Origin of the sequence: Aliisedimentitalea scapharcae (genome assembly GCF_045277565.1) — a bacterium.
GTDB lineage: Bacteria > Pseudomonadota > Alphaproteobacteria > Rhodobacterales > Rhodobacteraceae > Aliisedimentitalea > Aliisedimentitalea scapharcae.
This window is the reverse complement of the sequence record NZ_CP123584.1, coordinates 298422-311779: the sequence shown is the minus strand read 5'-3', so window position 1 is coordinate 311779 and position 13358 is coordinate 298422. Positions and strand designations below refer to the sequence as shown.

The following is a 13358-nucleotide window of genomic DNA, read 5'->3' as shown; positions in this document are numbered from 1 at the left end:
TGGTGTAAAAAGAAGCTGTCTCGTTCTTTGGGGAGGATTTGGCATGCTAAGGACTATCACTTTGGGCAGTTGCGTCTCAGTGCAAGGTACATTTGTTCGGGCGTTCCCGGACGGCAGGATCGCCGTAAAGGTTGGTCGAAATGTATATGAGGGGCGACCGGTGCAAACCGCCGCCTAACACGATTTTGGCAACTTGTTTGGTTTACTTGCCCATATCAAACTTGTTCAACACCACTCACAAACCAAAAAAGGACAGCTTTTCAGCTGTCCTTTTTTGGTTTCATAAGGTCGGTTGGATCACGTCAGTGTCCGGGTAACCTCTTCGCGTTCAAAGATCTCGATGACATCGCCTGCGCGAATATCATCATAGTTCTCGAATGCCATACCACATTCCTGACCCGACTGGACCTCGTTCACTTCGTCCTTGAAGCGCTTCAGGGTCTTCAGCGTGCCTTCGTGGATGACCACGTTGTCGCGCAGCAGACGCACGCCCGCAGAGCGGCGTGCGACACCTTCGGTAACCAGACACCCGGCGACCTTGCCAACGTTGGAGACCTTGAACACATCCTTGATCGTGGCGTACCCGATAAAGTTTTCCTTGATCTCTGCGCTCAACAAGCCAGATGCGGCTGCTTTTACGTCATCGACCAGATCGTAGATCACCGAATAATACCGGATCTCGACGCTCTTTTGGTTGGCTGTATTCCGGGCCGAGGCATTGGCACGTACGTTGAAGCCCATGATCGGAGCGCCGGACGCTTCGGCCAGCCCCACATCGGTTTCGGTGATCGCACCAACACCCGAATGCAGAACCCGTACGCGCACTTCGTCGTTGCCGATCTTCTCCATCGCCTGAACGATGGCTTCAGCAGACCCTTGCACGTCAGCTTTGACCAGAATTGGCAGCTCAGAGACGGTTTCGTCGTCCTTGGCCTTCTGCATCAGCTGTTCCAGCGTGGTCGCAGCCCCCGCAGCGGCACGTTTGTCCTTGGCCGCCTGTTCGCGATAATTGGCGATTTCACGCGCTTGGGCTTCGGTCTCGGTCACGTTCAGCACGTCACCCGCTTCGGGAGTGCCGTTCAGGCCCAGAACCTCGACGGGAACCGACGGGCCCGCTTCGGTGACGCGCTCACCCTTGTCGTTGATCAGCGCACGGACCTTACCGTATTGCTCACCCACAACAAAGATATCGCCCTGACGCAAAGTACCTTTTTGGATCAAAACCGTAGCAACCGGGCCACGTCCCACGTCCAGCTGAGCCTCGATCACTGCACCTTGGGCAGCACGATCAGGATTGGCCTTCAGTTCCAGGATCTCTGATTGCAGCGCAATTGCTTCGAGCAATTCGTCCAGACCCTGACCGGTGACAGCGGACACTTCGACGTCCTGCACTTCACCGGACATCTGCTCTACGACCACCTCGTGTTGCAGCAGTTCGGCGCGCACCTTGTTCGGGTCGGCGGCCGGTTTATCGATCTTGTTGATCGCAACAATCATCGGAACCTTGGCCGCTTTGGCGTGGTTGATCGCCTCAATTGTCTGCGGCATGACCGAATCATCGGCGGCCACAACCAGAACCACGATATCGGTGACCTGAGCACCACGCGACCGCATCGAAGTAAACGCAGCGTGGCCAGGTGTATCGAGGAAGCTGAGAACGGTGCCGCTCTCGGTTTTCACCTGATACGCACCGATGTGCTGTGTGATCCCACCTGCTTCACCAGACACAACCTTGGCGTCGCGAATCGCATCCAGCAACGAGGTTTTACCGTGGTCAACGTGGCCCATGATGGTGATGACCGGCGGACGCGACTGCAATGTGCCTTCGTCATCATCGATATCAGCAATAACATCTTCGACGTCTGCATCAGAAACGCGCACAACATTGTGACCGAATTCCTGAATGATCAGTTCTGCGGTATCGGCATCCAGCGGCTGGTTCTGCGTTACCATCATGCCCATTTTCATGAGCTCTTTGACAACGTCAGCCACACGTTCGGCCATACGGTTCGCCAGTTCCGAAACTACAATGGATTCCGGCAACTGAACGTCGCGGATTACCTTTTCACGCTCGACTGCGCCACCCATGGCTTTTTGACGGGCACGTTCCTGCTTGCGCTTCATCGCGGCGACAGAACGATGACGTCCGCCTGCACCACCTGTGGCCTGGCTCAGCGTCAGCTTGCCAGAACGGCGGCTATCATCACGGCCCTTGTTGCGGGCCGGCTGACGCTGGTCGCGGTCGGTTTTGCGGGGCGTTGCATCGGCACCAGTCGGGGTCTTAAAGGTCCGCGGCTGCTGGGCGGCAGGCTCGACTTTTTTCTTGTCCGCGACAGAAGCGGCTTCGGCAGCCGCCTGTTTGGCAGCATCTTCAGCTTCACGCTTCTTCCGCTCTTCGTCTTCCGCCTTCTGGCGGGCACGCTCTTCAGCTTCACGCTGTTCGCGTTCCTTGGCTTCCATCTCGGCCCGGCGGCGTGCGCGGTCTTCCTCGCGGGCCTTTTCTTCGGCAGCACGCTTGGCTGTCTCTTCCGCTTCGCGCGCCTTGGCCGCCTGAAGGGCCTTCAGACGACGCGCCATTTCTGCATCAGAGATCCCGGCAGGACGGCGCGATGGATCACCGGATGGTGTAGCACCACCACCCGCTTTGCCAGCGCCCGGCTTGGGAACCACAACGCGCTTGCGTTTTGTTTCCACCACGACATTTTTGGTCCGTCCGTGGCTGAAACTTTGTTTCACATTGCCCGGACGGGCCCCACTACGCAGACCCAAAGTCTTTTTGCCGTCACTATCGCTCATAAAGCTCTTTATCCTTCCGTTCGGCGGCCCTTGCCACCGACAACATTACGCATACCGTTCAGTCGTTGCGCTTCCTCTACAACACGTTTGCCGAGTCCACCAGAGGCGAGCGCCGCATGTATCACAGTTTCGCGACCAAAAGCCATGCCTAGTTCGTCTGCCGTGAGGCTTCCGATATATTTTCCGTAATGCGGTGTGCTCAGTTTCGATTTGCCGCGCCCAGACCCATCCGAGGCCTGGATCAGAACTTCGGCTTCCTCTTTGGAGAGCCAGTCCTTGACCTTTTCGTAACCTGCAACCGCATGGCCCGACTTACGGGCCAAACTCAGCAGTTCGACGATCCGGCGGACGATCTGTCGTTCGACTTCGTCCACCAACCCGTCTGGAACGGTGACCTGAGCCTTGAAGCCGCGGGCAAAGAGTTTCTTCTCCACCGCTTTGTCCAACGACTCGCGATCCGCCGTTACATAGACCCCGCGCCCAGGCAACTTGCCCATGACATCAGGAACCACCTGTTCATCGGGACCCATGACGAAGCGGACCAACCCGTGTTTGGGCTGAGCATCACCAGTGGCAATGCATTTCCGGTCCGGACCGTCCGAATGGTCTTTTGTGACACCACCGCGTCCCATTTACACCTCCAACGAGACCTGAAATCAGGCCTCGTCCTCCTGCTGGCTTTCACCTTCAGGGGCTTCTTCTTCTGTTTCCAAATCCGCAGGATCAACCCAACCCAGAAGGATACGCGCAGTCATGACCATGTCCTGGGCTTCTTCCAGCGTCATGCCAAAGGGTTCCAGAATACCGTCGTCCTTGACCCGCTCACCATCGGCTGTGGTCCAGCCACCAGCCAGTTCCCAATCCGCACAAGTGGCGAAATCTTCCAGGGTTTTGACGTCATCCTTGGCCAGAGCCTCGACCATTTGGGGCGTCAGACCGTTGAATTCAATGAGGCTCTCTTCGGCACCCAGCGCACGGGCTGCATCCAGGGCCGCCTTGGCCTGTGCTTCGAGATAATCGCGGGCACGAGCCTGCAGTTCCTCGGCGGTGCCATCATCCACACCATCGATGACCAGAAGTTCATCCAGCTCGACATACGCGACCTCTTCGAGGTTGGTAAAGCCTTCGGACACCAACAGCTGGGCAAAGAATTCGTCCAGATCCAGTGTTTCCATGAACAGACCGGTGCGCGCTTCGAATTCCTTCTGGCGACGCGCCGATTCCTCTTCCTCGGTCATGATATCGATGTCGAGGTTGGTCAGCTGGCTGGCCAGGCGCACATTCTGACCGCGGCGGCCAATTGCGAGGCTCAGCTGTTCTTCGGGCACGACAACTTCGATTTTGCCGGCTTCTTCATCCAGGACAACCTTGGACACTTCTGCAGGCTGCAAAGCGTTTACCAGGAAGGTTGGCTGATCTTCGTTCCACGGGATGATGTCGATCTTTTCACCCTGCAATTCATTGACAACGGCCTGCACGCGGCTGCCGCGCATACCCACACAGGCCCCTACGGGGTCAATCGACCCATCATAGGAAATCACGGCAATCTTGGCCCGCGAACCCGGATCACGGGCAACGGCCTTGATCTCGATGATACCGTCATAGATCTCCGGCACTTCCATCTTGAACAGTTCGGCCATGAATTCTGGTGCAGTTCGGCTCAGGAAGATCTGCGGGCCACGCACTTCGCGACGCACGTCCTTGATATAGCAACGGATACGGTCATTCGGGCGATAGCTTTCGCGACCAATCTTTTCGTTGCGGCGCAGGATCGCTTCGCCAGCGCCCACGTCGACGATGACGTTGCCGTACTCTTCCCGCTTGACCAGACCGTTGATGATGCTCCCGGCACGATCTTTGAATTCTTCGAACTGACGATCGCGCTCGGCTTCGCGGACCTTTTGCAGGATCACCTGCTTGGCCGATTGCGCGGCGATCCGGCCCATCTCGACCGGCGGGACTTCTTCGACGAATGTATCGCCGAGCTGAGGGTCCGCCATGTACTGTTTGGCCTGATCAACGGTGAATTCTGCCTGGTAGTTTTCCAGCAGCTCATCCTCGACCACTGTGCGAACACGGGTAAAGGTGGCGCGACCAGTTTTGCGGTCGATGGACACACGGATGTCCATCTCCGCGCCGTAACGGCTTTTGGCAGCGCGAGCCAGGCTCTCTTCCATCGCTTCGATGACCAGACCGGGGTCGATCATCTTTTCGCGGGCCACGGCCTCGGCGGTTTGCAACAGCTCGAGCTGGTTTGCAGAGGTGATTGCCATTACTTCGTCTCCTCTTCGGACCCTTCGGTCTCGATCTCGTCGAATTGGTCTTCGTTCAGGTCGCCAGCATCTTTGCGCTGGCGTAGCATTTCCTTGATCAGGTCGTCGGTCAGCACCAGCTTGGCGTCGCTCAGCCAATCAAATTGCAGACCAATGGTCACGGTCTCACCCTGATCTTCGATATTGATCAGCACGTCTTCGCCTTCGATCCCGGCCAGTTCTCCCTTGAACCGGCGACGCCCATCGATCAACTCGTCTGTTTCCAGCTTCGCTTCATAACCTTCGAATGCCTCAAAGTCCTTGAGCCGTGTCAAAGGCCGGTCAATCCCGGGGCTGGACACTTCGAGTGTATAGGCATCCAGAATCGGGTCTTCGACATCCAGAACCGCGCTGACGGCGTTGGAAATCTCGGCGCAGTCATCGACCTCGATTCCACCGTCCGCTTTGTCAGCCATGATTTGCAGCGTCGAAGTCTTGCCAGACATCAGCCGAACGCGCACCAGTTCAAAGCCGAGATCCTCGATCACCGGAGTGATGATTTCGGCCATGCGGCGATCAATGGCTGCCTTGGCGATCAGGTCGTTGGTCATCAGGTCGTCCAAACACAAAAAAACGGGCGCGCGGCCCGTGAAACTATCCGGTGGAACCCCGGGTTGGTGCCCGACGCGCCGCTGTTGAGAGAGGCATATACGCCGCAACTCCCGATACTTCAAGTCCTGACTTTGTCGTTCACTCAATATCCGTTTTCATGCCACCCACCACCGCTGGACGATTCGGCCATCATCCATTGGAGCCCTGGCTCCGATGCGGCGCGGCAGACCGACACCGGCGTGCGTCGCCAGCGCCATATCGTGGGCCGACGGGTGATAGGTGAACTCACCGCGGTGCAACAGGCCTTTGGGTTCTGGAAGGGCGGCAATATCGACATATCCATCGCGCAGCGCTTCGGCGCGCACAGACGCATCGGGGATGGTTATGACTTCGACCCTGTCGACCCATCCGGCCTGCCCGTCCTTGAAATGCTGCGCCAAGCGGATCGCGCTGAAATGACGACCCTCCTGCGCCTGAGACACCTGATAAACCCCGGTTCCGATGGCCGCATTCAACGGTGCCCCAATCTGGCCCGCACGGGCGATGATCAATTTGGGGTCAGCCAACAGGTAGGGCAGATCCGAATTCGGTTTGACCAGCTCCAACTGCAATTGTGTCGTGCCGATTACCTTGATTCCTAGGCATCCATCGGGGAAATCATGCGCCCGCAAGGACGCAGCCACATCCTCGGCGTTGAGCACCGCGCCATCGTGAAACGGTACTTCGTCGCGCAACTGAAAATGCCAAACCCGCGCATCCGGGCTGCTACGCCAACTGGTCGCCAATTCACCCTTTAGAACGCCATCCGGGCCGATTTCGGTCAACGTGTCATAGACCGCACCGCGGGCCACGGATTCGAGCATCTTGCCATCCCGCGGCACTGCCAAACGCAGCACCCCACCACGGCGAGGCGCCGCTGTTACGGACGTGCCCGTTGCCGCCAGCAAGGCCGCGGCCGCACCAGAAGTGAATAACGCACGTCGGTCGATCCGGGTCATTGCATCTCCTCGGCAATCCGATCCATTGCCCGTACCAGTTCGGCGCTTATTCCTGGCTCTGACATGGCGTGACCTGCATTGCGCACCATCCGCAGATCAGCGGCGGGCCACAGCTCGTTCAGCTTCCAGGCCGATGAGGGCGGGCAGATCATATCATAGCGTCCCTGAACAATAACTCCGGGAATATGCGAGATTCGCGCCATGTTGGCCAGTATCTGTCCGTCGAATTCCAAAAAACCATCGTTCAGAAAGTAGTGATTTTCGAGCCGGGCGAACGCGCGGGCATATTCTCCTGGCGTTTCACCCACGACCCCATTCGAATGAATCGACGCCAACGCGTTTTCCCAGTTGGACCAGGCACGACCATGGCTGATTTCTTCGGCGCGGTCGCCCGAGAACAGCCGTTTGTGATAGGCCCCGATCAGATCGTCGCGTTCATTTTCGGGAATCAACGATACAAAACGGGCCCATGGCTCGGGCCAGAATTTGCCAGCTCCTCCGCCATAGAACCACTCCAGTTCTGTTTTGGTCATTAGAAACACACCACGCAGGATCAGATGGTTGGTCCGATCCGGGTGCGTCTGGGCATAGAGCAGCGACAGGGTTGCGCCCCAACTGCCGCCAAACACCATCCAACTGTCGATTTCCAGACCCTGCCGGATTTTTTCCATGTCGGCGATCAGATGCCAGGTGGTATTGTCCTCGCAGGCTGCATGGGGACGCGACCGACCGCAGCCCCTTTGATCAAACAGAATCACCCGGTAAACCGCCGGGTCAAAATACCGCCGCATCGCTGGGCTACACCCACCACCCGGTCCGCCATGACACACAACAACAGGGACCCCGTTTGGGTTCCCATTCTGCTCGACATAGATTCGATGACCCTGGCCTACATCCAGCATACGCTGATCAAAGGGTTCGATCGGCGGGTACAAATATTGCACTGCGCGCTTTTGATCCGGGTATTTGTCCATTACAGGCCTATATTAATCACTGACTGGTAAAAGAGCATACGGAGACAGGAATGCAAGCGCCTCAATCCACCGTTGACCCATCCGAGATCGCCAAATTCGAGGCGATGGCCGCCGAATGGTGGGATCCCGAGGGCAAATTCAAGCCGCTGCACATGCTCAATCCTTGTCGTCTGGACTATATCACCACTCAGATCGCAGGGGAATTTGACCGCGACCTCAAGTCGCCCCAGCCATTTCAGGGCCTACGATTGCTCGACATCGGTTGCGGCGGTGGATTGTTGTCCGAACCGATGGCCCGCCTGGGTGCCACTGTTGTCGGTGCCGATGCGGCCGAGGGCAACCTGCCTGTGGCCCGTGTCCATGCTGAGCAATCCGGGTTGGAGATTGATTACCGCCACACAACTGCCGAAGCCATGGCAGACGCGGGCGAGCAATTCGACGTTGTTCTGAACATGGAAGTTGTCGAACATGTGGCCGATCCACTGGAATTTCTGACTGCGACGCGGCGTTTGTTGAAACCCGGTGGCTTACAGATCTGTTCCACCATCAACCGCAATCCCAAAAGCTTTGCCGTGGCGATCGTCGGAGCCGAAGTCGTGATGCGTTGGCTGCCCCGTGGCACCCATGAATGGTCCAAATTCATCACTCCCGATGAACTGTTCGAATTGTTGAGCACATCTGGGCTGACGCCGGTGGATCGCAAGGGGTTCGTTTTCAACCCATTGGCCTGGAGCTGGTCGATTTCCGATCGCGACCTGAGCGTCAATTACGTTACTGCCAGCACCAAACCACTTTGATGAGATTTGCCGTGGGTGCGTAAAGCCAACCCGTTCCAGACAACAAGGTGACGCCAAGTAAGGTCATTCATGTGAACCTAACTAGCGTCACCCTCTTTTTGCGGCTTAAATTACTATTTATTAACGCTTTTTTCTTGATCTTCCAAGTATCCTCGAAACAGTGTGACGCCAGTTGGCGTCACATTATCTATCCTTTCGTATAGGATTAGATCCTAATGCACAGTTGAGCCGATTGCTGTAGTTGCTAGTTTGAGTAGGTGGACAGGCGGAACGGCCAACGCCACAAAAGCAGACCGAGAGGTCTTCACCGAGTGAGTAATACCCCATGTTCCTCAAGAGCTGGGTTTATCCAAAAGCCAAAATACACTCACGGGGCATTTTGGAGCGAAGAACGGGACGTTTGGGGATAGACGTCCCGTTTTTCATTTCGGTTGTCACCTGGGCTGCATGACCATCCATCACAGTACCCTGGATCAGGCGATCACGCCCTAACCGTCATTTTCCAACTTGGTCCGCAGTTCGCGCAGGATGGGCAATGTTGCCTTGACCCGCTCCTGACCCAATTCGGCAACCACTTCGGAAATGATTGGCGCGATTCCGGCGATAGCTGCATCCCGCGCGTTTCGCCCTGCCGGGCTGATGGCAACCATCTTGCGTCGGGCATCGTCCCAATCCGGGCGAATATGGATATACCCGGCCATCTCGAGCTTGCCCAACGTATTGGTCATTGCCCCACGGGTGACGTGGAACGTCTTGGCCAATTGCGCGGGCGTCCGTTCCAACCCTACCCGAACCAAATGATTCAGCACCGAAAAATGCGACAGTTCCATGCCGCGCGGCAACGCACGAGTTAGGCGAGACCGGGCAAGCTGGTCCGCCATAAGAATTTCGCTGAACAGCGAAACAGCCAATGCGTTGTTGTCATCCATTTCGGGTCCGTTTCAGGGTCCGTCAAATTCACGATCGTGGGTCAGTGAAGGTACGCGTTTGCGTGCTTGTGCCACCAAACCCATGTCCAGATCAACGAAACTCACGCCCGGGTCTTCACCAGCGTCCAACAAAATATCGCCCCAGGGTGCCACAACCAGGCTATGACCATAGGTTTGGCGGCTTTGGCCTCGGCTGGATTTGTGTTTCCCCGTCTGAGCCGGGGCCAGGATGAAACACCCGGTCTCAATTGCCCGCGCCCGCAACAGTGCATGCCAATGCGCCGCGCCCGTAACATAGGAAAACGCTGCGGGTGCAGTCAGAATCTGTGCGCCACTCTGCGCCAGGGCCCGGTGCAGACGCGGGAAACGCACGTCATAGCAAATGGTCATGCCAATGCAGGCAAAAGGCGTTTCAGCCACCACTGCATGTGTCCCCGGGCGATAGCCATCTGATTCTCGATATGTCTCTTCGGGGGACACCTGAACATCGAACATGTGGATCTTGTCGTATCGTGCTGCGATTTCGCCGTCGGGGGCTATCAGGAACTGTCGATTTGCAAAGCGCCCATCGTCATCGTGGGTCTTGATCCCCAGCGACCCCAACAACAGCCATATTCCGTGGCGCGCCGCCTCCTGGCGCAATGCGGCCAGAGTCGGGTCGTCCTCTTCGTGACAAAGCACCGCCTTTTGATGGCGTCGCGATGTGGACAGACAATTGGTGACTTCCGGGGTCAGCACAAATTCGGCACCGCCCGCAACAGCCGTGTTGATCATGTCAGTGACCGTAGCCAGGTTCTCGACCGGGTCATCCGAAGAGGTCAGCTGAAGCAGCGCGGTCCGCATCAATCAGGCCGCCAACAGCGGGTCAAGCTTGCCCGCATTTTCAAGTGCAAACAGGTCGTCACAGCCGCCCACATGGGTTTCCCCGATGAAAATCTGCGGTACTGTACGCCCACCATTGGCACGGTCGATCATCTCGGCTTTGCGCTTGGGATGTACCAGCACGTCGATTTCCGAGAACTCTACGCCCTTTTGATTCAACAGTCGTTTGGCGGCATGGCAGAAGCCACACAGGGGCGATGTATAGATTTCAACCGGCTTCATGCGGTGGCTCCTATTCGGGTTTGATGATGTTTTGAGCGATTTAGGGAGTCATTGCAACTGTCACCACCATTTCACGACAAGGTGATTGTCTCCTTTCCGTTATATGCGTCGGTTGGGCCTGGAACTCAGCAATCTATCGGTCCCGACAGGCCCGCGCCAAAGTGATGACAAACACCTCACGTGCGCCTGCCTGCAAACAGGCGTTGGCGCAGGCGGTCAGCGTTGCGCCTGATGTCATCACATCATCCACCAACACAATATCGCGGGCTGCCATCCTGTGTCGTCGCTTGCGATGATCTGTAATGGCATCGGTTAGCGTTGCGAACCGCTGATCTACGCCCTTGTGGTCCAGCATCGGGGTACGACGAGTTCGAACCAACAGATCCGGACACCAGCTCAAACCGGTTTCATCAGCCAACGCCTGCGCCAACAGCGCCGCCTGATTATAGCGACGCTGGACCAGCCTGGTCCAATGCAACGGCACCGGCGCAATCAAAAGGTTCGGTCGCAGGAAGGGTTTCGCCGCCCGGGCCATCCACAGCGCCGCCGGACGGGCGATTTCAGGCCGATCACCATGTTTCAACGCCAACACCAACTTGCGCGCCCGCCCTTCATAGACCAGCGCCGACCGCCCCATGTTCCACGGGCGCGGCCGTTCCATACAATCATCACATTCGATCCGAAATCCGTCCGGGGCACCCATCACCGGGGTTCCGCAGGCTTCGCATACCGTGCCTGACACAAATGGCGTATCCCGCCAGCACGGCCCGCATAGGCCAAAGTCGCTGTCGACCATATCACCACACCCCAGGCATCGCGACGGATAGACGAGACGAACTGCTGTTTGAAAACCGGACCACATCTCTTTAGTTAGCCCCCATGACTCAAGCACCGAACCAGACTCCGAATCAGGCCCCACTTTTTGACAGGACTGCGCTGATCGCGCACCGCGCCCGCATTCGCCCGGACGCGTTGTTCCTGCATCAGACAGCGTTGGACGAGGTACAGGATCGCCTCTCCATGGTTAACAGAATCTTTACAACCCCGGCGATTGTGACCCCAGTCCCAGATTTCTGGGCCCCGGGTTTTCCGAATGCCACAATCGTTCCGGATGACGACGTGCTGGATCTGGAACCAAGCTCATACGATCTGGTGATCCACGCCATGGGGCTACATTGGGCCAATGACCCGGTTGGCCAGTTGATCCAATGCCGTCGCGCGCTGAAAGAAGACGGCCTGCTGCTGGTTGTAGCCTTGGGCGGGCAAACCCTGCACCAATTGCGCGCCGTCCTGGCCGAAGCCGAGACCCGCGTGTCTGGCGGGCTTTCACCGCGTGTCGCGCCAATGGCGGAAATCCGTGATCTGGGTGGATTGCTGCAACGCGCCGGGGTGAATCTGCCTGTGGCTGACGTGGTACCATTAACCGCAGAATACCGCGACATTTGGCATCTGATGCACGACCTGCGCCACATGGGCGAAACCAACGCCATGTCGGCACGGCTGCGCAAGCCCACCACCCGTACCCTGTTTGACGAGGCCAACAGATTGTATTTTGAACATTTCGCCACCGCCAAAGGTCGCATTCCCGCGATGTTCGAAGTCATATGCCTGACCGGATGGTCCCCGTCTGACAGCCAACCCAAACCGCTGCGTCCCGGATCGGCAAAATCCCGGTTGGCCGATGCCCTGAAAGTGCCTGAGACAAAATTGCCTGATTGACCCGGCTCGGTTTCCGCTTATCTCGATCCCATACGCCCTCAGACTGACAGGACCCGCCATGCTGGACGCCAAATCCCAAGCCACCTGCCCCGCCCACGCCCCGGCGAACCATCCAAAGGTTCCATCAGAAAAGGTGGGTGTTCTGCTGGCCAACCTGGGCACGCCGGATGACTACACATACTGGCCAATGCGGCGGTATCTGAATGAATTCCTGTCGGATCAACGGGTGATCGACTACCCGAAATGGAAATGGCAACCGCTGTTGCAGGCAATCATCCTGACGAAACGGCCTTTCAGTTCGGGCGCAGCGTATAAATCCATCTGGAACCACGACCAGGGCGAAAGCCCATTGATGACCATCACCAAGGATCAGACAGCCAAGATCACCACCGCGATGGCCGACCGATATGGCGACCGGGTCATGGTCGATTTCTGTATGCGGTACGGCAACCCGTCGACCAAATCCAAGGTGCAGGAAATGGTCGCCGCCGGATGTACCCGAATTCTGTTCTTTCCGCTTTACCCACAATACGCCGGTGCCACATCCGCGACCGCCAATGACCAGTTCTTTCGCGCCCTGATGGAGGAAACCTGGCAGCCTTCTGCACGTACAGTACCCGCCTATTTCGACCAACCAGCCTATATTGACGCCCTGGCTGGATCAGTCGAAACGGCCTATGCCGCGCTGGACAGCAAACCTGATATCCTCGTTGTATCCTACCACGGAATGCCGGAACGGTATCTGCAACAGGGTGATCCGTATCACTGCCAATGCCAGAAAACCACGCGCCTGCTGAAAGAGCGCCTGGGCTGGACCGACACGGATATCATCAGCACCTTTCAGTCCAAATTCGGCCCCGAAGAATGGTTGAAGCCCTATACCGTCGATCATGTTGCCGAGTTGGCCAAGCAAGGCAAAAAGAACATCGCGGTTATCGCTCCGGCCTTTTCTGCCGATTGCATCGAAACGCTCGAGGAGATCAACGAAGAGATCCGCGAGAGTTTTGAACATGCGGGCGGCGAGCGCTTTACCTATATCCCCTGCCTGAATGATCAGGACGCCCATATTTCGGCTTTGTCATCCATCATTCAGGACAATCTCAAAGGGTGGCTGGACTAAACGACCGACCCGGTTCAAATAGGATCCAATATTGGATCTGGAATTCTACTGGACCGG

13 protein-coding genes are annotated in these 13358 nt (G+C 57.2%); 3 read left to right on the top strand and 10 right to left on the bottom strand.

From position 1 onward, the window contains the following. Nucleotides 1-297: 297 nt before the first annotated feature. The 6 genes from infB to pip all read right to left on the bottom strand — a co-directional run bounded on the left by infB (nucleotide 298) and on the right by pip (nucleotide 7632). Entirely contained in the window at nucleotides 298-2796 is a 2499-nt protein-coding gene (gene infB, locus QEZ52_RS01565; RefSeq protein ID WP_406647374.1) for a translation initiation factor IF-2, read from the bottom strand. A gap of 8 nt (nucleotides 2797-2804) precedes the next feature. Continuing rightward, complete coding sequence (locus QEZ52_RS01560) at nucleotides 2805-3428, bottom strand: RNA-binding protein (protein ID WP_406647372.1); 624 nt, start codon at nucleotides 3426-3428, stop codon at nucleotides 2805-2807. A gap of 24 nt (nucleotides 3429-3452) precedes the next feature. Continuing rightward, nucleotides 3453-5069 (bottom strand): transcription termination/antitermination protein NusA, encoded by a 1617-nt coding sequence (gene nusA, locus QEZ52_RS01555; protein WP_406647370.1) that lies wholly within the window; start codon nucleotides 5067-5069, stop codon nucleotides 3453-3455. Continuing rightward, nucleotides 5069-5659: a ribosome maturation factor RimP gene (gene rimP / locus QEZ52_RS01550; RefSeq protein WP_406647369.1), complete on the bottom strand. Its 591-nt coding sequence runs from the start codon at nucleotides 5657-5659 to the stop codon at nucleotides 5069-5071. Before rimP ends, nusA begins: the two co-directional genes overlap by 1 nt. 156 nt (nucleotides 5660-5815) lie before the next feature. Further along, complete coding sequence (locus tag QEZ52_RS01545) at nucleotides 5816-6658, bottom strand: ABC transporter substrate-binding protein (protein ID WP_406647367.1); 843 nt, start codon at nucleotides 6656-6658, stop codon at nucleotides 5816-5818. Continuing rightward, nucleotides 6655-7632, bottom strand: a complete 978-nt coding sequence (pip, locus tag QEZ52_RS01540) for a prolyl aminopeptidase (protein ID WP_406647366.1) — start codon at nucleotides 7630-7632, stop codon at nucleotides 6655-6657. Before pip ends, QEZ52_RS01545 begins: the two co-directional genes overlap by 4 nt. Nucleotides 7633-7682: 50 nt before the next feature. Between pip and ubiG the strand changes: the two genes are divergently transcribed. Further along, a complete protein-coding gene (gene ubiG, locus QEZ52_RS01535; protein ID WP_406647364.1) occupies nucleotides 7683-8429 on the top strand; it encodes a bifunctional 2-polyprenyl-6-hydroxyphenol methylase/3-demethylubiquinol 3-O-methyltransferase UbiG in 747 nt (248 codons plus the stop codon). Between the two features lie 488 nt (nucleotides 8430-8917). Here the strand turns inward: ubiG and QEZ52_RS01530 are convergent, their stop codons facing one another. The 4 genes from QEZ52_RS01530 to QEZ52_RS01515 form a co-directional block, all read right to left on the bottom strand. Beyond that, nucleotides 8918-9358 (bottom strand): MarR family winged helix-turn-helix transcriptional regulator, encoded by a 441-nt coding sequence (locus QEZ52_RS01530; protein ID WP_406647362.1) that lies wholly within the window; start codon nucleotides 9356-9358, stop codon nucleotides 8918-8920. A gap of 12 nt (nucleotides 9359-9370) precedes the next feature. Further along, on the bottom strand, nucleotides 9371-10201 hold the full coding sequence (locus QEZ52_RS01525; protein ID WP_406647360.1) for a carbon-nitrogen hydrolase family protein: 831 nt from the start codon (nucleotides 10199-10201) through the stop codon (nucleotides 9371-9373). Nucleotides 10202-10204: 3 nt separating this feature from the next. Then, nucleotides 10205-10462, bottom strand: coding sequence for a glutaredoxin (gene grxC, locus QEZ52_RS01520; protein WP_406647358.1), 258 nt, complete (start codon nucleotides 10460-10462; stop codon nucleotides 10205-10207). A 133-nt stretch (nucleotides 10463-10595) separates the two neighbouring features. After that, a complete protein-coding gene (locus QEZ52_RS01515) occupies nucleotides 10596-11324 on the bottom strand; it encodes a ComF family protein (protein ID WP_406650607.1) in 729 nt (242 codons plus the stop codon). A gap of 17 nt (nucleotides 11325-11341) precedes the next feature. On the opposite strand from QEZ52_RS01515, the gene QEZ52_RS01510 reads away from it, so the two are divergent. Further along, nucleotides 11342-12181, top strand: a complete 840-nt coding sequence (locus tag QEZ52_RS01510; RefSeq protein WP_406647356.1) for a class I SAM-dependent methyltransferase — start codon at nucleotides 11342-11344, stop codon at nucleotides 12179-12181. 58 nt (nucleotides 12182-12239) lie between these two features. Next, entirely contained in the window at nucleotides 12240-13301 is a 1062-nt protein-coding gene (hemH, locus tag QEZ52_RS01505; protein ID WP_406647355.1) for a ferrochelatase, read from the top strand. Nucleotides 13302-13358: the final 57 nt, after the last annotated feature.